This window comes from Mycobacterium lentiflavum (assembly GCF_022374895.2).
Classification (GTDB): domain Bacteria; phylum Actinomycetota; class Actinomycetes; order Mycobacteriales; family Mycobacteriaceae; genus Mycobacterium; species Mycobacterium lentiflavum.
In genome coordinates this window covers 2,488,677-2,509,224 of sequence record NZ_CP092423.2, presented here as the reverse complement: position 1 = coordinate 2,509,224, position 20,548 = coordinate 2,488,677, and the positions used below count along the sequence as shown (strand labels likewise).

General features: G+C 67.6%; 16 protein-coding genes. 11 read left to right on the top strand and 5 right to left on the bottom strand.

What is annotated here, in order from left to right:
- Positions 1-157 precede the first annotated feature (157 nt).
- From MJO58_RS11930 to MJO58_RS11915, 4 genes are all read left to right on the top strand, one after another.
- On the top strand, positions 158-337 hold the full coding sequence (locus MJO58_RS11930) for a hypothetical protein (protein ID WP_239722940.1): 180 nt from the start codon (positions 158-160) through the stop codon (positions 335-337).
- A 112-nt stretch (positions 338-449) separates the two neighbouring features.
- On the top strand, positions 450-2,282 hold the full coding sequence (locus MJO58_RS11925; protein WP_239722939.1) for a hypothetical protein: 1,833 nt from the start codon (positions 450-452) through the stop codon (positions 2,280-2,282).
- Positions 2,283-2,286: 4 nt separating this feature from the next.
- Positions 2,287-2,649 carry a cupredoxin domain-containing protein gene (locus MJO58_RS11920; protein ID WP_239722938.1) on the top strand — a complete coding sequence of 121 codons (363 nt, stop codon included), beginning with the start codon at positions 2,287-2,289 and terminating at the stop codon, positions 2,647-2,649.
- Positions 2,646-3,998: a hypothetical protein gene (locus MJO58_RS11915; RefSeq protein WP_239722937.1), complete on the top strand. Its 1,353-nt coding sequence runs from the start codon at positions 2,646-2,648 to the stop codon at positions 3,996-3,998. Before MJO58_RS11920 ends, MJO58_RS11915 begins: the two co-directional genes overlap by 4 nt.
- Here MJO58_RS11915 and MJO58_RS11910 read toward each other — a convergent pair.
- The 4 genes from MJO58_RS11910 to MJO58_RS11895 are packed head-to-tail and all read right to left on the bottom strand — an operon-like array spanning position 3,995 to position 7,659.
- Entirely contained in the window at positions 3,995-4,501 is a 507-nt protein-coding gene (locus tag MJO58_RS11910; protein WP_239722936.1) for a 2'-5' RNA ligase family protein, read from the bottom strand. The two genes, MJO58_RS11915 and MJO58_RS11910, sit on opposite strands and share 4 nt — an antisense overlap.
- Positions 4,501-5,181 carry a dethiobiotin synthase gene (gene bioD / locus MJO58_RS11905; RefSeq protein WP_239722935.1) on the bottom strand — a complete coding sequence of 227 codons (681 nt, stop codon included), beginning with the start codon at positions 5,179-5,181 and terminating at the stop codon, positions 4,501-4,503. The genes MJO58_RS11910 and bioD overlap by 1 nt, the downstream gene beginning before the upstream one ends.
- Complete coding sequence (locus tag MJO58_RS11900) at positions 5,178-6,338, bottom strand: 8-amino-7-oxononanoate synthase (protein WP_239722934.1); 1,161 nt, start codon at positions 6,336-6,338, stop codon at positions 5,178-5,180. Before MJO58_RS11900 ends, bioD begins: the two co-directional genes overlap by 4 nt.
- A 4-nt stretch (positions 6,339-6,342) precedes the next feature.
- Positions 6,343-7,659 carry an adenosylmethionine--8-amino-7-oxononanoate transaminase gene (locus tag MJO58_RS11895; protein ID WP_090601658.1) on the bottom strand — a complete coding sequence of 439 codons (1,317 nt, stop codon included), beginning with the start codon at positions 7,657-7,659 and terminating at the stop codon, positions 6,343-6,345.
- A gap of 161 nt (positions 7,660-7,820) precedes the next feature.
- On the opposite strand from MJO58_RS11895, the gene MJO58_RS11890 reads away from it, so the two are divergent.
- The 7 genes from MJO58_RS11890 to MJO58_RS11860 all read left to right on the top strand — a co-directional run bounded on the left by MJO58_RS11890 (position 7,821) and on the right by MJO58_RS11860 (position 19,196).
- A complete protein-coding gene (locus MJO58_RS11890; protein ID WP_175364630.1) occupies positions 7,821-8,213 on the top strand; it encodes a hypothetical protein in 393 nt (130 codons plus the stop codon).
- 345 nt (positions 8,214-8,558) lie between these two features.
- Complete coding sequence (ripD, locus tag MJO58_RS11885) at positions 8,559-9,362, top strand: NlpC/P60 family peptidoglycan-binding protein RipD (RefSeq protein WP_090601657.1); 804 nt, start codon at positions 8,559-8,561, stop codon at positions 9,360-9,362.
- A gap of 98 nt (positions 9,363-9,460) precedes the next feature.
- Positions 9,461-11,629, top strand: a complete 2,169-nt coding sequence (sucT, locus tag MJO58_RS11880; protein WP_434086366.1) for an acetyltransferase SucT — start codon at positions 9,461-9,463, stop codon at positions 11,627-11,629.
- 103 nt (positions 11,630-11,732) lie between these two features.
- A complete protein-coding gene (glgX, locus tag MJO58_RS11875) occupies positions 11,733-13,880 on the top strand; it encodes a glycogen debranching protein GlgX (RefSeq protein WP_239723243.1) in 2,148 nt (715 codons plus the stop codon).
- 3 nt (positions 13,881-13,883) lie between these two features.
- Complete coding sequence (gene treY / locus MJO58_RS11870) at positions 13,884-16,184, top strand: malto-oligosyltrehalose synthase (protein WP_239722933.1); 2,301 nt, start codon at positions 13,884-13,886, stop codon at positions 16,182-16,184.
- Positions 16,177-17,898 (top strand): malto-oligosyltrehalose trehalohydrolase, encoded by a 1,722-nt coding sequence (gene treZ, locus MJO58_RS11865; protein WP_239722932.1) that lies wholly within the window; start codon positions 16,177-16,179, stop codon positions 17,896-17,898. Before treY ends, treZ begins: the two co-directional genes overlap by 8 nt.
- A 68-nt stretch (positions 17,899-17,966) precedes the next feature.
- A complete protein-coding gene (locus MJO58_RS11860) occupies positions 17,967-19,196 on the top strand; it encodes a serine hydrolase domain-containing protein (RefSeq protein ID WP_239722931.1) in 1,230 nt (409 codons plus the stop codon).
- Here the strand turns inward: MJO58_RS11860 and MJO58_RS11855 are convergent.
- Positions 19,193-20,512: an aminotransferase class I/II-fold pyridoxal phosphate-dependent enzyme gene (locus MJO58_RS11855; RefSeq protein ID WP_239722930.1), complete on the bottom strand. Its 1,320-nt coding sequence runs from the start codon at positions 20,510-20,512 to the stop codon at positions 19,193-19,195. The genes MJO58_RS11860 and MJO58_RS11855 overlap by 4 nt on opposite strands.
- Positions 20,513-20,548: the final 36 nt, after the last annotated feature.

Below are 20,548 nucleotides of genomic sequence, written 5' to 3'. Positions count from 1 at the left end.
TCTTTGTCGCGTCCGCGTCAGCGGTCACATCCGCCACGACGTCGTGGCAGCCTGAACGAAACGGTGTTCAACGTAGGGTAACGGCCCGCGCGTGCAGGCCCGCGACGTGGGCGAGCCGGGGCCGTGGATATGTCGACTTCAGGGGTATACGGGAACCATGGCTGCTCAGCACGTCGAGTATCTGGGGCACCACATGCTGCTGTTGGCGCTGCCGGCCTTCTTGCCGGCCGTCATCGTCGTCGCCGTGATCCTCTACGCCGCGCTGAAGGACCGTCGCTCCGGACAAGCCGACGAAGCCCACCAGCGGGGCGACACGCTGGGCGAAAAGCGTGATTGACACGCCCCGAATCGGGGCATTACCCCTTGGATTGCGTGAACTTACCTGCCAGTAACAACTAGTCGGATTGGATCTCCCGGGACGTCCCGGCGCTTGTAGGGAGGACATGACAATGGTGCCAACTGGGCTGCCGCTGCTCGCCGAGCCGTCGGCTCGCGGAGCCGGACTCAACCAGGTGATCGGTCTGTCGGTGGCCGCGATCGTCATCACGTTGATCATGCTGTGGGTGGGCTACGCGCACCGCACTCATCGCATTACCTGGCTGACCCGCCTCGCCGACAAACTCGGCGAGAAATTCCATCGCCCCAATTGGGTGGCGCTACCGGTCCTGGTCTTCACGACGTCGATCATCTGCGCCCTGTTCGGCTTCATCTGGGACGTCAGCTGGCACATCGGTAACGGCCGCGATCCCGGGCCGTTGGCCAACCCGGCGCACTACTTCATCATCATCGGCCTGTTCGGGGTGTTCCTGGCCGGCATGATCGCGATCGTCATCCCCTACGACAAGCCCGGTCCGGCGGCGGTGCGCATCACCCGCACCTGGCACGCACCGGTCGGTGGCGTGCTAATGGCCGGCTGCGGGCTCTACGCGATGATCGGCTTCCCACTCGACGACATTTGGCACCGCATCTTCGGACAAGACGTCACCCTCTGGGGCCCAACGCATTTGATGATGATTGGCGGTGCTTGCTTCTCGCTGTTCGCGGTGCTGATGCTGGAGCGCGAAGGCGAGGCCGCGCAGGGTGACGAGGTCGCCCACGGCGTGTTCATCACCTTCTTGCGCTACCTGTCGTTCGGCGGAATGTTCATCGGTCTGTCGGTCTACCAAATCGAGTACGACTTCGGTGTCGAGCAATTCCGCCTGGTCCTGCAGCCGATGATGATCGCCTTTGCCTCGGCACTGGCGGCCGCCGCGGCCCGCATCACGATGGGTCGCGGCGCCGCGGTCATCGCGGCGTTGTTCGCTATCGCGCTGCGCGGTGCAGTCGCGGTGCTGGTGGGCCCCATCCTGGGGGCACCGATCAACTGGTTCCCCCTCTACCTGGGCCCGGCGCTGGTGGTCGAACTGGTGGCGCTGACCCCGTTGTTCAAGCGCCCCATCGCCTTTGGCGCCGCGGCTGGTCTGGGCGTGGCGACGGTGGGACTGGGGCTGGAATCGCTGTGGATCGCAGCGGTGTACCACTACCCGTGGCCGGTCAGCATGTGGGGCGAGGCCCTGGCCATGGCGGTTCCGGTGGGGGTGCTCTCCGGAATGTGCGGGGCGCTGTTCGGCATGGTGCTGACCGGGCAGCGGCTGCCGCACCGCTGGATCGGCATCTCGACGGTCGTGGCCACCGTCCTGGTGATCGGTGGCGCGGTGGCCAACGGCCTGCACATCGTGGTGCCCGAGCACGGCAAAGCCGCCGTCACGCTGACCCAGCTGCCCAGCGCTCCGGGCCAGCGCATGGTGTCCGCCGATGTGCAACTAACACCGCCCGATGTCGTTGGCTCGCAACCGGATTGGCTAACAATTCTGTCCTGGCAGGGCCGCATGGAAAACCAGCGCGGCTTGGTGATCGACCGGCTCGAGAAAGTCGGCCCGGGCCACTACCGGTCCACGCAGCCCGTTCCGGTCTGGGGATCGTGGAAGACGCTGCTGCGGATTCAGGACGGCTACACGATGACGGGCGTGCCGATCTACGAGCCGGCCGACGAGGCCATTCCCGCGGCCGAGGTTCCCGCGCTGTCCTCGATCGACCGGCCGTTCGTGCACGAGATCACCATCCTGCAGCGGGAACGCGACCAGAACGCTCCCGGCTGGCTGTACAACGCCGGTTCACTCGTCGTGCTGGTCCTGACGCTGCTGGTCATCACCGGTCTGGCGTGGGGTGCGGGCCGCCTCAACGATGCGCTGTCCGAACCGGAGCCGGTCGAGGAAAAACAACCACTACCGCGGGCAGCATGAGCCGATGACGTTGCGCGGCAAGCTCAATGCGGCGTGGGTGACGGTGCTGATGTGCTGCCTGATCGCCTGCGGCGGTCCTAAGGGCCAGCCTCCGCCGGGCGCCCTGGACATCGACGTGAAGATCTTCCAAAAGCAGGTCACCCCGACGAACGCGATGTTGCAGGCGAAGGTCAAGCAGCCGATCGTGCTGCACGTCACCAGCGACGCGACCGATGAACTGCATGTGCACTCGGTGCCTGATCACAAGTTTCAGGTCGCCGCCGAGCCCAACCAGAGCTTTCGCTTCAGCGTCGACGTCCCCGGCAACGTCGAAGTGGAACTCCACCATCTGGACCGGACGATAGCGACGATTCAAGTCGAGCCGTGACGCAGCTGCTGGCGCACGGTCTGGGCGGATCGAGCGATCTTCCGGTCCCCTATGCGTACGCGATGGTCGGCGCCGCCTGGGCGCTGACGTTCACGTTCGCGCTGGTCGCCTTCGCTTGGCGGCGGCCGCGATTCGACCCGGAGGCGCCGGGCCATCCGCTGCCCGTATGGGTGACGACGCTGGTCGACGCCCGCGCGACGCGCTGGACGGTTGCCGGTGTGGCCCTGGCCTTCGCGGTGTGGGTGGTGCTGGCCGGGGTCTTTGGTCCGCAGACGCAGGCCAACGGCTTGCTCGGGGCGTTCTACGTGCTGCTGTGGGTCGGGCTGGTCGCGCTGTCGCTGGCGTTCGGGCCGGTGTGGCGAGTGATCTCCCCGGTGCGCACGGTGTACCTGCTGCTGCGACGTGCCGTGCCCGAGCGGCTGAGCCGGCCGCGACTGTCCTACCCCGAGAGCTGGGGCTACCGTCCGGCCGCGGTCGGACTGTTCGCCTTCGTGTGGCTGGAGTTGGCGAGCCCGAACTCGGCATCGCCGGCCTGGGTGCGGTGTTGGCTGCTGGTCTACGCGTCTGCGTTGCTGGTCGGGTCGTGGCTGTGCGGGCAACGCTGGCTGGCCAGGGTCGACCCGTTCGGCGCGTACAGCATGGCGGTGTCGCGGCTGTCTCCGTTTTGGCGCTCAAAAGCCAACGGGCAGATCGTCATCGGCAATCCGTTCGACCATCTGCCGTCGCTGCCGGTGCGGCCCGGTGTGGTCGCGATGCTCGCGGTGCTGCTCGGGTCGACGGCGTTCGACAGCTACTCGTCGTCGCCGACCTGGCGCAACTTCGCCGATCGGCTTTCGCGTCTGGCGCACGACGTTCCCCCGACGCTGATGTCGTCGGCGCTGCGGACCGCCGGGCTGGTGTTCTTCGTTTCGGTTGTCGCGCTGACCTTTTCGCTGGCAGCTCGAGCAACCGGCGGGGTGGACCGCGAGCAGCGGCGCGCCCTGCCCGGTCAGCTGGCACACTCGCTGATCCCGATCGTGGTGGGCTACATCTTCGCGCACTACCTCTCCTATCTGGTGGAGCGCGGGCAGCAGGCCGTGATCGCGCTGGCCGATCCGCTCGGGCATGGTTGGAACCTGTTGGGGCTGGCCCGTTTACAGGTGGCCTACGTGCTGAGCCAGCATCCGCCGTTGCTGGCCGGAATCAAGGTGGCCTGCGTGGTGACCGGGCACATCGTCGCGGTGATCGCGGCGCATGACCGGGCGTTGCGGCTGTTGCCGGCCGGCCATCAGCTCACCGGGCAGCTCACCATGATGCTGGTCATGGTCGGCTATACGTTCACCGGCCTGTACCTGCTCTTCGGCGGCTAGAGCAGGTGTTCGACCCGCTTGTTGCCGTCCCAGCGCCGCACGCCCGCGAAGCTGCCCTCGATCTGCGACGGCCGGCCCGCGATCCGCAGCGCCCGCCCCAGCTGGGCGCCGCCGACCCGGCGCGCCAGCGTGACGTGTGCGGTCCACTGGCCGGGCAGGCTGTTGGGCATCGGTGCGGGCGCCAGATACGGCCGGCAGAGCCGGTGCACCTCGGCGTGCAGCGCCAGCAGCTCGCCGCTGGGCACCAGCAACCGGGCGAACACCACGCTAGTGCGGCCGAACAGCACCGGCGCGCCGATCAGCGCGCTCAGCGCAAGCCGCGCGCTCACCGGACGCAACAGCTCGTCGACGTCGGCCGAAATGCTCTCCGCGACAGCAAGTGTGACGTGCGGCCGGCTGGCCGGGGCCTGGCTGGGAATCCCGGCACTGGCCAGCTCGTCCCAGATTCGCCGAACCGCGGCTTCGGTGTCGCGGTCGAAGACCAGCTCGATCGAATGGACCATCAGCGCACCAGCGCACTCACCCAGTCACGGTCGAATGCCGCGGCGCTCATCGTGGCGAAGGCGTCGACGCTCAGCGCGCCGGCCCCCGCGGGCAGCGCGGCCCGCACCGGCGCCAGCCGCTCCAGGGCCGAACGGTTCGACGTCTCTACCTCTGTAGGGCGCGACGGCCAGCTGCCGATCACCACACCGGCGCAGGAAAGCCCTTGTCCAGCAATCGATTCCAGGGTTAGCGCGGTGTGGTTCAGCGTGCCCAGCTCGGCGGTGACGGTGACCAGCACCGCGGCACCTAACTCGACGGCGAGATCGCGCAGGGTGACGCCGGCGGCGGCGAGTTCGACCAGCAGCCCGCCCGCACCCTCGACCAGGGTGAGCCGGCCGGGGCGGTCCAGGTCGCGGATGAGCCGCAGCATCTGATCCCGGGTCGGCAGCGGCATCCCGGCCTGCTCGGCGGCGGCCACGGGCGCCAGCGGCTGCGGATACCTGGCCAGGCCCGCGGTTTCGGTCACCCCGGACAGCCGAGTCACCTCGGCGAGGTCGTCGTCGCCGGATTCGGTGCCGGTCTGCGCGGGTTTACACACCGCGACGTCCATCCCGGCCAGACGCGCGTGACAGGCCAGCGCCGCGACGGCGACCGTCTTGCCAACCCCCGTGCCGGTACCCGTAACGGCCAGGACGGTCAACGGCGCGCCACGGCAAGGACATCGGTCAAGACCCGCCGGGCGACCTCGAGTTCGGCGGCGTCGAGCGACGCCCGCGCGGTCAGCCGAAGGCGCGACGTCCCGGCAGGCACGGTGGGCGGCCGGAAGCAGCCCACCCGCACCCCGGCGTCGAGGCAGGCGGTCGCGGCGGCCACCGCCACCTGCGGGTCACCCAGAACCACCGATACCACCGCCGATTCCGGAGTCTCGGACACGCCGCAGGCATCGGCCAACTCGCGAGCATGGCGCAACACCGCCTCGGGCCGCCAAAGCTCGGTACGCAACACGTGCAGTGCGGCCATCGCGGCACCGACGGCGGCCGGAGCCAGGCCGGTGTCGAAGATGAACGGGCGGGCCGCATCGATCAGGTGAGCGCGCACCTCGGCGGGTCCCAGCACCATGCCGCCCTGGCTGCCGAGCGCCTTGGACAGCGTCGTGGTCATCACCACGTCGGGCGCACCCGCAAGTCCCAGCTCGTGCAGCAGCCCGCGCCCGCCGCCGCGCACCCCGAGGCCGTGTGCCTCGTCGACGATCAGCAGCGCGCCGTGGCGGCGGCAGACCTCGTGCAGCTCGCGCAGCGGGGCCAGCACGCCGTCGGCGCTGAAGACCGATTCGGTGATGACGACGGCGCGCTCCTCGTCGCGGGCGCCCAGGGCCGCCTCGACGGCATCCACGTCACGGTGCGGCGTCACCACCACCCGCGCGCGCGACAGCCGGCAGGCGTCCACCAGCGACGCGTGCGATCGGGCCTCGGAAACCAGCAGCGAGCCCGGGCCGGACAGGCCGACGACCGTGCCGAGGTTGGCGGTGTAGCCCGAGGAGAACAGCAGGCCGGCGGCGGCGCCGACGTAGTCGGCAAGCTCGGTCTCGAACTGCTGGTGCAGCTCGGTATCGCCGGTGACCAGGCGGGATCCGGTGGCGCCGGCACCCCAGATCCGCAGCGCCGCGACGCCGCCTTCGATCGCGTCGGGGTGCTGCGACAGGCCGAGGTAGTCGTTGGACGCCAGGTCGAGCTCGGTGGTAACCGCCGGGCGCGGCCGCAGCGACCGGCGCAGCCCGGCCTCGCGACGCTGCCGCTCGGTCGCCGCCAGCCAGGCCAGCGGGGAAACCTCGATCGGTGCCTGCTGGGTGGCCTTCATAGCCCTAAAGACTACGAGAGCCGGTGAGCCGGCTGACCTCGACCATCGCCGAGGTGATCCGGTCGATCTCGTCGGGCCCGCAGATGTACGGCGGCATCGCGTAGATCAGATTGCGGAACGGGCGTAGCCAGATGCCGTGATCCAGCGCCGCCGGGGTGGCCACGGCCAGGTCGACCGGCCCGGCGCATTCGATGACGCCGATGGCACCGCACACCCGCACGTCGGCCACGCCGGGCAGGTCCCGGGCCGGCTCGAGTCCCGCCGCGAGGCCCGCCGCGATGTCGGCGACGCGCGACCGCCAATCCTGGCCCAGCAGCACCTCGACGCTGGCCACCGAGACCGCACAGGCCAACGGGTTGGCCATGAACGTCGGGCCGTGCATCAACGCGCCGGCCTCACCGGAGCTGATCGTGTGCGCGATGTGATTGGTGCACAACGTGGCGGCCAGGCTGAGGTATCCGCCGGTCAGCGCCTTGCCGACGCACATGATGTCCGGGCTGACACCGGCGTGGTCGGCGGCGAACAGCTCGCCGGTGCGGCCGAACCCTGTCGCGATCTCGTCGAAGATGAGCAGCACGTCGTGGCGGCTGCAGATCTCGCGCAGGTCGCGCAGGTAGCGGGGGTCGTGGAAGCGCATCCCACCGGCGCCCTGGACCACGGGTTCGACAACCACCGCCGCCAACTCGGTCGCGTGCCGGGTCAACTGCTCCTCGAACGCCACGCTGTAGGCAGCGTCGTAGTCGCGGGGCACCTGCGGGGCGAACACCTGGGCGGCCAGGATGTCGGTCCACAGCGAGTGCATGCCGCCGTCGGGGTCGCAAACGCTCATCGGCGTGAAGGTGTCGCCGTGGTAGCCACCCCGCCAGGTCATCAGCCGATGCTTGCGAAATCGGCCCCGGCTGCGCCAGTACTGCAGCGCCATTTTGACTGCGACCTCGACCGAGACCGAGCCGGAGTCGCTGAAGAACACCGTCTCCAGACCGGCCGGGGTGATCTCCACCAGCAACTGGGCCAGCCTCGCCGCCGGTTCGTGGGTCAGCCCGCCGAACATCACGTGGTTCATCGAGCTCAGCTGGGCCGTCAGCGCCGCGTCCAGCACCGGGTGGCCGTGGCCGTGGATAGCGGTCCACCAGGAACTCATCGCGTCCAGCACGTCGACCGGCTTACCGTCTCTGACCAGCGTCAACCAGGCGCCGCGGGCGCCGACGGCCACCACGGGAGGAACGGATTCACTGCCGATGGTGCTGTAGGGGTGCCAGAGGTGAGCGGCGTCGATCGCGCTGATTTGCTCGGGCGTCAACCCGGATCTCGCCGCAGGCATAGAGATCGAGCGTAAAGCAGCCGGCTCGCACAAAAGCCGACCATCGGGGAGCATCTATCGGCATGGCGTTGCCGTACCCGTTCGAAGACCCGCATCGCGGCGGTCGTCCCGAGTCCCAACAGCAGGCTCACGAGGCCGGCGAGTCGGACACTTTCCGGCCAATGACATACGGCGACAACGACTCTGACGTCAAGCCGCGTGTCATTCGGCTCCGGGTAGCCCCCTGGGATCTGATCGCTACGCTCACCCTGGTGGCGCTGCTTGTCGTGCTGGCCACGGCGACGACGTGGCCGACGCGGCTCTACGGCTTCCTCGGCGAGGTGTGCTCGGACGATTCGTGTGGCCTGGTTCCTTTCCAGATCGACGTGTATATCTACCCGGTGGTGTGGGGCGGGATCGGGGCCGCGATCGCCGCGGCGGGGATCGGCCCGTTCGTCTCCCTGCTCAAGGGCTGGTACATGTCCTTCTGGCCGGTGTTGTCGCTCGCGATCATCTTGATGAGCTCCGTGATCGGGGACGCGCTCACGGTGTTCAGCGCCCGCTATTGGCACTGATTCTCAACTGCTCCGTCCGCGCGGTCAGACGTTGCGGCTTGTTGCGACTGGGCGCCGGTGTGAGACCGAAATCACAACTGCCGATAAAGATTTGGGATCGGCAGTCACCATCCGGTCACGGTCCAGCGGCAAATCTTTCGTCGACCTCACCAGCTATTTTCCGGGCGCGATTTCTGTTGTAAAAGTTTCTGTAGTGACTGGTGTGACTCAACGGGCCAACCGACTGATTCACGTCCCCGCAAGGAGGCGGCGGCCGACACCGACTGGGGTCGTCGCGAGTCAACGAACGGCGGTCGCGGCGCCCACAGAGCCGAGGCCGTAACCCGACAGAAGGCTGGAACTCCAATGAAGCGCATCTATTCGTTTGCCATCGGTCTCGCCATCTTGGCGGCCCCGATGGCCGCCGCCCCGGAGATCGCGGCCGCCGACCCGGGCGCCCGGTCGATGGACTACCAGCAGGCCACCGACGTCGTCGTGATGCGCGGTCTGTCGCAGCGCGGCGTGCCGTTCTCGTGGGCCGGCGGCGGTATCAACGGCCCCTCCCGCGGCACCGGTACCGGCATCAACACCGTCGGCTTCGACGCCTCCGGTCTGATGCAGTACGCCTACGCCGGTGCCGGCATCAGGTTGCCGCGGTCGTCGGGCGCGATCTACCGGGCCGGCCAGAAGGTCCTGCCGCAGCAGGCCCAGAAGGGCGACATGATCTTCTACGGCCCTGAAGGCACGCAAAGCGTCGCGATGTACCTCGGCAACAACCAGATGCTCGAGGTCGGCGACGTCGTGCAGGTCTCGCCGGTGCGTTCGACCGGCATGACGCCGTACCTGGTCCGCGTCATCGGTGTCCCGCTGCAGCAACTGCCCGCGCAGCCGGCTCCAGCGCAGCAGGTCCCGGGCCAGCAAGTGCCGGGTCAGGCCCCGCTGCAGCAGCCGCCGACCCAGCAAGCACCCCTCCAGCAAGCCCCGCTGCAGCAGCTACCCACCCAGCAGGCACCCCTCCAGCAAGCCCCGCTGCAGCAGCTACCCGCCCAGCAGGCACCGCTGCAGCAAGCCCCGCTGCAGCAGCTGCCAGCTCAGCCGGCACCCGCGCAGCCGGCGCTGCCGCAACTGCCGAACCTGCAGACACTTCTGCAGCCGGCTCCTGCGCGGTAATTTCCGCGACCGTCCACAAACGCCACCTGCTCCGCTGAGCAGCCTCGCCGCCCGGCGAGCGCTGAGGAGCAGGTGGCGTTTTGGGTAAATTACTGGTGATCATGCAGACCTCACCGCCTCAGACCCCTGCCGCCACGGCGAATGCGGGCAGCTCAGAGGCGCGCCCGACGGGGTCTGGGGGGTTCTATCGCTACGATCTCGATGGCCTACGCGGCATCGCGATCGCACTGGTCGCGGTGTTCCATATCTGGTTTGGCCGGGTCTCCGGCGGTGTGGACGTGTTCCTGGCGCTGTCGGGGTTCTTCTTCGGCGGCAAAATCCTGCGCGCCGCGCTCAACCCGGCCGTCTCGCTGTCGCCCGTCGCCGAAATCACCCGGCTGATCCGGCGTCTGGTGCCCGCCCTGGTCGTGGTGCTGGCCGCGTGTGCGGTGCTCACCATCGTGGTGCAGCCGCAAACCCGCTGGGAGACCTTCGCCGACCAGAGCCTGGCCAGCCTCGGCTACTACCAGAACTGGGAGCTGGCGAACAGCGCGTCGGACTACCTGCGGGCGGGCGAAGCCGTCAGTCCGTTGCAGCACATCTGGTCCATGTCGGTGCAGGGGCAGTTCTACGTCGCCTTCCTGCTATTGGTCGCGGGCTGCGCCGTCCTGTTCCGCCGCCTGCTCAAGACCCGCTTGCGCGCGCTGTTCGTGGTGCTGCTGAGCGCCCTGACGATCGCCTCGTTCGTTTATGCGATCTTCGCCCACGCCGACGACCAGTCGAACGCCTATTACGACAGCTTCGCCCGCGCCTGGGAGCTGCTGCTGGGCGCGCTCGTCGGCGCGGTTGTGGCCGACATCCGGTGGCCGATGTGGCTACGGACCGCGGCCGCCTCCATCGCGCTGGCGGCGGTCGTGTCGTGCGGCGCCCTGATCGACGGCGTCGACGAGTTTCCGGGCCCGTGGGCCCTGGTACCGGTCGGCGCGGCGATGCTGATGATCCTGGCCGGGGCCAACCTGGCGGGTGACGCGCACACCAGCGGGCGGATGCCGCTGCCGAATCGGCTGCTGGCCACCCGGCCCCTGGTGGAGCTGGGCGCCATCGCCTACTCGCTGTACCTATGGCACTGGCCGCTGCTTATCTTCTGGCTGTCCTACACCGGCCACAAACACGCCGACTTCGTCGAAGGCGCGGCGGTGCTGCTGATCTCCGGCGTGCTGGCGTACCTGACCACCCAGCTCGTCGAGGACCCGCTGCGCTACCGGGCGCCCCAGGGTTCGGTCGCGGCGCCGGCACTGCCGTTGTGGTCGCGGTTGCGCAGGCCGACGATGGCGCTGGGCGCCTCGGTGGTGCTGCTGGGCGTCACGCTGACCGCGACGTCGTTCACCTGGCGCCAGCACGTCACGGTCTTGCGGGCGGCGGGCAAGGAACTGTCCGTACTCAACCCGCAGGACTATCCCGGCGCCCGCGCCCTGACCGAACACGTCCGGGTCCCGACGCTGCCGATGCGGCCCAGCGTCCTCGAGGTCAGGAACGACTTGCCGGCCTCCACCCGGGACGGCTGCATCAGCGACTTCGTCAACCCGGCGGTGGTCAACTGCGTCTACGGCGACCTCGCCGCGACCCGGACCATCGCACTGGCCGGCGGGTCGCACGCCGAGCACTGGCTGCCGGCACTGGATGTGCTCGGACACGCCCATCACTTCAAAGTTGTGACATATCTCAAAATGGGCTGCCCGTTGTCCACCGAGCAGGTCCCGCTGATCATGGGGAACAATGCGCCCTACCCACAGTGTCGGGAGTGGGTGCAGGCGACGATGGACAAGCTGGTCTCCGATCGCCCCGACTACGTCTTCACCACCACCACCCGGCCGTGGAACATCAAGAGCGGTGACGTGATGCCCGCGACCTACATCGGGATCTGGCAGACGTTGTCCGACAACAACATTCCGATCCTCGGCATGCGCGACACCCCGTGGCTGGTCAAGAACGGCCAGCCGTTCGATCCCGCGGACTGCTTGGCTAAAAAGGGCGGCAACGCGACCTCCTGCGCGATCAAACGCTCCGATGTGCTGTCCGACCGCAACCAGACCCTGGATTTCGTCGAGCAATTCCCGCTACTGAAGGTGCTCGACATGTCAGATGCCATCTGCCGCGCCGATGTCTGCCGCCCAGTCGAGGGAAACGTGCTGATCTACCACGGCGCACATCACCTGACCCCCACCTACATGCGAACCCTGGCCCATGCGCTCGGCCTGCAGATCGCGGCCGCCACAGGCTGGTGGTAGCCCGGACAGGACCGTCCGCCGCGGATAAGGTCAAGTGGTGCCGTCAACCAACCCGGCTTCCCGAGCGGCCGCAGCATCGGGTGCTGCGACACCGGACGAGGCCATACCCACGCTGCCCACCGTTTGGCCAGGGGGCGCCTATCCCCTCGGGGCCACCTATGACGGGGCGGGCACTAACTTTTCGCTGTTTTCCGAGATCGCCGAGCGGGTCGACTTGTGCCTGATCGACGAGCGCGGCCACGAATCGCGCATCCCGCTCGACGAGGTGGACGGATACGTCTGGCACGCCTATCTGCCGAACATCACCCCGGGTCAGCGCTACGGATTCCGGGTGCACGGACCCTTCGATCCGGCGGCCGGCCATCGGTGCGATCCGAGCAAGCTGCTGCTTGACCCGTACGGGAAGTCGTTCGACGGGGATTTCACCTGGGGACAGGCGCTGTTCTCCTATGACCTCAAGGCCGTCGACCCCAACGGCGACACCGCGGCCACCGGCACTCCCCCGATGATCGACTCGCTGGGCCACACGATGACCAGCGTGGTGATCAATCCGTTCTTCGACTGGGCCTTCGATCGCGCGCCGCTGACCCCGTATCACGAGACGGTGATCTACGAGGCCCACGTCAAGGGCCTGACCAAAACCCATCCCGGCATACCCGAGGGACTGCGCGGCACCTACGCCGCGCTGGCCCATCCCGTGATCATCGATCACCTCAAGTCGCTCAACGTCACCGCGCTGGAACTCATGCCGGTACACCAGTTCATGCACGACGAGCGGCTGCTCGACCTCGGGTTGCGAAACTACTGGGGCTACAACACCTTCGGGTTCTTCGCCCCGCACTACCAGTACGCATCGAACCGGCAGGCGGGCGGCGCGGTCGCCGAATTCAAGATGATGGTGCGCAGCCTGCACGAAGCCGGCATCGAGGTCATCCTCGACGTGGTCTACAACCACACGGCCGAAGGCAACCACCTGGGACCGACGATCAACTTCCGCGGCATCGACAACGGCGCCTACTACCGGCTGCTCGACGAGGACCTGCGGTTGTACAAGGACTACACCGGCACCGGCAACAGCCTCAACGCCCGCCACCCGCACGTCCTGCAGCTGATCATGGACTCGCTGCGCTACTGGGTGACAGAGATGCACGTCGACGGGTTCCGCTTCGACCTGGCCGCCACGCTGGCCCGCGAGCTACACGACGTGGACCGCTTGAGCGCGTTCTTCGATCTGGTGCAACAGGATCCGATCGTCAGCCAGGTCAAATTGATCGCCGAGCCCTGGGATGTGGGCGAAGGCGGTTATCAAGTCGGCAACTTCCCGGGTTTGTGGACCGAGTGGAACGGGAAGTATCGCGATACTGTGCGTGACTACTGGCGGGGCGAGCCCGCGACTCTGGGCGAGTTCGCTTCCCGGCTGACCGGGTCGTCGGACCTGTATGAGGCGAGCAGCCGGCGCCCCAGCGCCAGCATCAACTTCGTCACCGCGCACGACGGGTTCACTCTCAACGACCTGGTCTCCTACAACGAGAAACACAACGAGGCCAACGGCGAGGACAACCGCGACGGGGAAAGCCACAACCGGTCCTGGAACTGCGGGGTCGAGGGTCCCACCGACGACCCCGAGATCACCGAGCTGCGCTACCGGCAAATGCGCAACTTCTGGACCACCCTGATGGTCAGCCAGGGCACGCCGATGATCGCGCACGGCGACGAGGTGGGACGTACCCAGCTTGGCAACAACAACGCGTACTGCCAGGATTCCGAATTGGCTTGGATGGACTGGTCTTTGGTGGACAAGAATGCCGACCTGCTGACCTTCACCCGCAAGGTGACCAAGCTGCGCAGGAAGCACCCGGTATTTCGTCGGCGCCGGTTCTTCGACGGCGAGCCGATTCGCAGCGGGGACGAAGTCCGCGATATCGCCTGGCTGACCGCAAGTGGCCGGGAGATGACGCACGACGACTGGAACCAGGGTTTGGACAAGTGTGTCGGGGTATTCCTCAACGGTGAGGCGATTACCGCACCCAATGCCCGGGGGGAACGCGTAGTGGACGATTCATTCCTGTTGTGTTTCAACGCCCACAGCCGCGACGTGGAATTCGTCACGCCGCACGACGACTATGCCCAGGAATGGACCGTGGAGCTGGATACCAATCATCCCGCCGGCAAGGCCGATCTGGTTGTTGCGGCCGAAGAAAAGATCGCGGTGCCTGGGCGCTCGGTGCTGATCCTGCGAAAGACCGCCTAACACATGGCTTTTCCGGTTCGTTCTACCTACCGGTTACAGTTGCGCGGAGCCGACAGTGGTAGCGCCTTTACCTTCGCCGACGCCGAAAACGTGCTGGACTACCTCGACGAGCTCGGGGTGTCGCACCTGTACCTGTCCCCGATCCTGACCGCGGTCAGCGGCTCGGGTCACGGATACGACGTCACGGATCCGACGACGGTGTCGCCGGAGCTGGGCGGCGCCGAAGGATTGGCACGACTGTCGGCCGCGGCGCGGGCGCGCGGCATGGGGCTGATCGTCGACATCGTGCCCAACCACGTGGGCGTCGACCAGCCCCAGCAGAATCCTTGGTGGTGGGATGTGTTGCGGCACGGCCGATCATCGGACTACGCAACGTTTTTCGATATCGACTGGGATCTCGACCCGCAGGGCCGCATCGTGCTGCCGGTGCTGGGTTCCGACGACGACGCCGCAGCTCTGACCGTTGACGGCGACCTGCTGCGGTTGGGCGATCTGGCGCTGCCGATCGCCCCCGGCACCGGCGCAGGCACCGGCCCCGAGGTACACGCACGCCAGCACTACCGTTTGGTGGGCTGGCGTAACGGCATCGTCGGCTATCGGCGTTTCTTCTCGATCACCTCGCTGGCCGGGCTGCGCCAGGAGGATCGCGCGGTGTTCGACGCCAATCACGCGGAGATCGCCCGCTGGTTCCGCGAGGAACTTGTCGACGGGGTACGCATCGATCACCCCGACGGATTGACCGATCCCAGCGGGTATTTGGCGTGGCTGCGCGAATTGCTCGGGCCCACGGCGTGGATCGTGATCGAGAAGATCCTGGGCGTCGACGAGGCGCTGGAGCTGACGTTGCCGATCCAGGGCACCACCGGCTACGACGTATTGCGGGAAGTCGGTGGCGTTTTCGTCGACCCGGCCGGGGCCCCCGCACTGACCGAGCTTGTCGAGTCCGCCGGGGTGGACTATCGCGGTATCCCACAGCTATTGGCCGACCTCAAGGTTGCGGTGGCCACCGAGACGCTCGGCAGTGAGCTGGGCAGGCTGCGGCGGGCCGTCGTGGCCGCCGCCGGGATGGATCACCCGCAGCTGCCCGAGGCGGTGGCCGCGCTGCTCAGCCATATCGAGGTCTACCGCAGCGACTACCTGGGTCTTAGCGCCGTCTTGCCCACCGCGCTCGCCGAAACCCAAGCCGCGCAACCGGAACTGGGGCCGGCACTGCAGGTGCTCACCGCGGCGCTGGCCCACGGCGGCGAACCCGCCGCCCGCCTGCAACAACTGTGCGGCGCGGTGACCGCTAAGTCCGTCGAGGACTGCTTGTTCTATCGCGACGCCCGGCTGGTCTCGCTCAACGAGGTGGGCGGCGAACCGCACCGGTTCGGCGTCGGCGCCGCGGAGTTTCACCAGAGCGCCGCCACCCGCGCCCGGCTGTGGCCGCAGGCGATGACCACGTTGTCCACTCACGACACCAAACGCGGCGAGGACGTGCGCGCCCGCATCGGGGTGCTGTCCCAGGTGCCCTCGCTGTGGGCGGAGTTCGTCGGCCGGTGGGAAGCCGAGACACCGTCCCCCGACGCCGCCACCGGACAGTTCCTATGGCAGAACATCTTCGGCGTGTGGCCGCTCACCGGCGAAGTCACCGACCAGCTGCGCGACCGGTTGCACGGATATGCGGAGAAGGCGATCCGCGAGGCGGCGCTGCACACCTCATGGAACGAGCCGGACTCCGAGTTCGAGGATGCTGTGCACGGATGGTTGGACGCGGTGCTGGACGGGCCGGTGGCCGGCCAGCTGACCGAGCTTGTCGCCCAACTCAATCCGCACGCCGCCAGCGATGCGCTGGGCCAGAAGTTACTCGCGCTGACGGTGCCCGGCATCCCCGACGTCTACCAGGGCACCGAGCTCTGGGACGACAGCCTGGTCGACCCCGACAACCGCCGGCCGATAGACTATGCCGCACGTAGAGCCGCTCTCGGCGAGTTACAGCACCCCAAGCTGCGCGTCGTCACCACAGCGTTGCGGCTGCGCCGTTCCCATCCGGAGACCTTCTCGCACGGTGGCTACGTTCCCGTGCTCGCCGACGGCGACGCCAGTGACCACGTCCTGGCCTTCGGCCGAGGTGCGGACATCGTGGTCGCGGTGACTCGCTGGACGGTGCGCCTGACCGAAACAGGCTGGGGCAATACCATTTTGGCATTGCCCGACGGCACCTGGAAAGACACGCTCACCGGCGCCGTCGCCGACGGTCCGACGTCGGCGGCCCAGCTGTTCGCAGACCTGCCCGTCGTCTTATTGGAGCGCCACCATGGCTGATTTCCGGGTCTGGGCTCCCAAGCCCAAACAGGTACGACTCGACGTCGACGGCGCGGTGCACGCGATGACGCGCACGCAAGACGGCTGGTGGCATGCGACCGTCGACGCACCGTCGGATGGCCGCTACGGGTTCCTGCTCGACGACGACCCCACGGTGCTGCCCGACCCGCGGTCCCCGCGCCAACCCGACGGCGTGCACGCCCGCTCACAATTGTGGGAGCCCGGCGACACCTGGACGGACGGCGACTGGACGGGCCGGTCGATCGAAGGCGCGGTGATCTACGAGCTGCACATCGGCACCTTCACCGCGGCGGGTACCTTCGATGCGGCGGTCGAAAAGCTAGACTACCTGGTCGATCTCGGGATCGACTTCGTCGAGCTGATGCCGGTCAACTCCTTCGCCGGAACCCACGGCTGGGGATACGACGGCGTGCTGTGGTACAGCGTGCACGAACCGTACGGCGGCCCGGACGGCTTGGTCCGGTTCGTCGACGCCTGCCACGCACGAGGTTTAGGCGTGTTGATCGACGCGGTGTTCAACCACTTCGGCCCATCGGGAAATTACCTGCCGCGGTTCGGCCCGTACCTGTCGTCGGGGAGCAACCCGTGGGGCGAGGGCGTCAACATCGCCGATGCCGACTCCGACGAGGTACGCCGTTACATCATCGGTTGCGCGCTGCGGTGGATGCGCGACTTTCACGCCGACGGGCTGCGGCTGGACGCGGTGCACGCGTTGGTGGACACCACGGCCGTCCACATCCTCGAAGAAATGGCGAGCGAAACCGACTGGCTGTCACAACAAGTGGGCCGGCCGCTATCGCTGGTCGCCGAAAGCGACATGAACGACCCGCGGCTGATCACCCCGCGTGATCACTACGGCTACGGGATCACCGCGCAATGGGACGACGACATCCACCATGCCATCCACACCGCGGTGTCCGGCGAACGCCAGGGCTATTACGCGGACTTCGGTTCGCTGGCCACGCTGGCCGACACCCTGCGCCGTGGCTTCTTTCACGCCGGCACCTATTCGTCGTTCCGCCGGCGCCGGCACGGCCGGCCGCTGGACACCAAAGCGATCCCGGCGAGCCGGTTGCTCGCCTATACCTGCACGCACGACCAGGTCGGCAATCGCGCGCTCGGCGACCGACCGTCCCAGCACCTCACCGGCGGACAGCTGGCGATCAAGGCCGCCCTGGTTCTCGGGTCGCCTTACACCACAATGCTTTTCATGGGCGAGGAATGGGGAGCGTCGACACCGTTTCAGTTCTTCAGTTCGCATCCCGAACCGGAGCTGGCCCGAGCAACCGTGGAGGGGCGAAAGGCCGAGTTCGCCGAGCACGGCTGGGATGCCGACGATATCCCCGATCCGCAGGATCCGCAGACCTTCCAGCGCTCCAAGCTGAACTGGGGCGAGGTCGATGCCGGGGAGCATGCACGGCTGCTCGCGTTCTATCGGGACTTGATCGCCTTGCGGCGCAGCGATCCCGACATGGCCGACCCCTGGCTCGAACATCTTATCGTCGATTACGACGAGGATCTACGCTGGATCACGTTGTCGCGCGGGCAGTTGCGCATCGCGTGCAACCTCGGCGACGAACCGGTCACGGTACCGGCCGCGGGCGATGTCGTCCTGGCGTGGGGAGACCCGAGCCCCGGCGATGGCGGCACGGTGCTGCAACGGCATTCGGTCGCGATCCTGCGACACGGATAAGACTCGAACTACCGCGCCTGGTCGGCTAGCGCTACCATCACCGCACCGACGACTGCGACGGAGCAGACATGGCGCAACAGGTACAGATTCCGGCCGATCTGATCGGCGGCGAGGCCGACGAAGGGTACGGCAAGGTCGCGGATGCCTTCCGCCGCGGCTTCAGCGGCGGCCAGGAGATCGGCGCCGCGGTCGCGGTCTATCGGGACGGGCGCAAGGTCGTCGACCTGTGGGGTGGCTATCGCAACGGCAACACCCGGGCCCCATGGCAAGAGGACACCCTGGTCAACGTCTTCTCGACCACCAAAGGCATCGCCTCCCTGGCCGTCGCGGTGGCGGCCTCGCGGGGCTACCTCAGCTATGACGCCAAGGTCACCGATTACTGGCCGGAGTTCGGCCAGGCCGGCAAAGAGTCGATCACGGTTCGCCGGCTGCTGGCGCATCAGGCCGGATTGCCCGTCGTCAAGCCGCCGCTGACGTTGCAGGAACTGGCCGATCCGCCGAAGATGTCGGCCAAGCTCGCCGCGCAGGTGCCCGCGTGGACACCCGGCACGCGACACGGGTACCACGGCATCACGCTCGGCTGGTACGAAGGCGAGCTGATCCGTCGCACCGACCCCGCCGGACGGACATTGGGCCGGTTCTTCGCCGACGAGATCGCCGGCCCGTTGGGGCTGGATCTCTATATCGGGCTGCCGGATTCGGTGGACCGTGCCCGCGTGGCACACCTGGATGCCTGGTCGTTCCCGCGACTTCTATTGCATCTGAATACAATGCCGCGGCGTTTCGTGCTGGCGTTGTTCAATCCGTTCGACCTCGCGGCCCCGTCGCTGACGGTCGCCGAAGGCATCCAAGGTCTCGGTATGTTCAATCGCGACGAGCTGCGCGTGGTCGAGATGCCGGCCGTCAACGGCACCGGCACCGCGCGCTCGATCGCCAAGCTGTACGGTAGCGCCGCCACCGGTTCGCCCCAGCTCGGGTTGACGGCCGCCACCCTAGACGCCCTGCACAAGCCGGCGCTGCCACCGACAAAAGGACTGCGCGACAAGGTGTTACACGTCGACACCACATTCTCGCTCGGCTTCAACAAACCCATCCCGATGTGCGTTTTCGGCTCGTCCGAAAACGCCTTCGGAACGCCGGGGGCGGGCGGCTCGTTCGGCTTCGCCGATCCAGACACCGGCATCGGATACGGCTACGTGATGAACAAGCTGGGATTCCACTTGATGAGTGATCCGCGGGAACTCGCCCTGCGCAACGCGCTATTCCACGAAACCCTGGGCAGCAGGCGGCAAGTCTAAACACTGGAACGTCCGGCGGTGCGCATCGACTCGGCGATGCACTCCGCAAGCGGATCGATCTCGGCGTCGGCCAAATCGGCGATGGTGACCCGGATTCCGGGCGGTGTAGCGATCCGGAACCGCGAACCTGGTGCGGCGGCCCATCCCGAATTGATCAGCCGGGTGATCGCGACCGTCTCGTCGGGCACCGGGATCCATACATTGAGTCCGGAGCGGCCGTGCGCGGAAATCCTACGGTCGCCCAACGCGGCACACAGTCGGGTGCGGTTGTCGGTGTAGCGCCGCTCTGCTTGGTGAATGAGACGCTCGGCGGCGGCGTCGGACCACAACCGGACCGCGAGATCCTGCAGTAGATGGCTCACCCATCCCGGCCCCAGCCGCAGTCGTCCGTGCACGCGCTCGACGGTGCGCTGATCTCCGGCGAGAACGGCCACCCGCAGATCGGGGCCATACGCCTTCGAAGCCGACCGCACGAATGCCCAGTGCCCGCTCGATCCGGCCAGCGAATGCAGCGGCACACCGGAGATGCCCGCGCAATGGTCATCCTCGACCACGAAAACGTCACGACCGGTCAATAGCGCGCGCAGCTCCCCGGCGCGCCGTGCGGACAGCGCCGCGCCGGTCGGGTTCTGCGCGCGGGTGGTGACGACCAGCGAGCGCACCCCACGGCTCAGCGCCCGCTCGACGTCGGCGAGCAGGGGCCCGTCGTCGTCCACTCGTACCGGTTCGACCGAAAGTCCCAGCGCGGCAATCAGATCCAACAGGTTCGCCCAGCCCGGATCCTCGACGCCTATCCGGTCGCCGGGGCGCAGATGCGCAGTGAGCGCGCGCTCGATGCCGTCCAACGCCCCACTGGTCACGGCGAGATGGTCGGCCGGAACGCCGTCGGCACTCAGCGCGGCACGGGCAGCGGCGACCAGTTCCGGCGACATGGCGGACTCGCCGTACAACACCGGGCGCCCGCGCGAATCATTAAGCGGCACAGCAGCAATGGGTAGCAGCGCAGGATCCGGGTTGCCGGTAGACAAGTCACGCACGCCGGCCGGGATGTCCAGGCCGAGCTGTGACCGGGGCGTGGTCGCGGGACGGTGCCGCACCCGGGTACCTCGCCGGCCCGAGGTTTCGACGGCCCCGCGATCGCGCAGCAGGCGGTAGGCCGCGGCCGCCGTGTTGGCGTTCACGCCGAGTCGCGCGGCCAGCTCGCGCACCGGGGGCAACGCGTCGCCGGGCGCCAGGGCGCCACTCGAGATTGCCTCTTGGACGTTGGCGGCTATGGACTCCGCGCCCGTCCCGGCTATGCTGTATTGCACTGGCACATTAATTATTATGTACTATTACAATAGTGGAGGCAA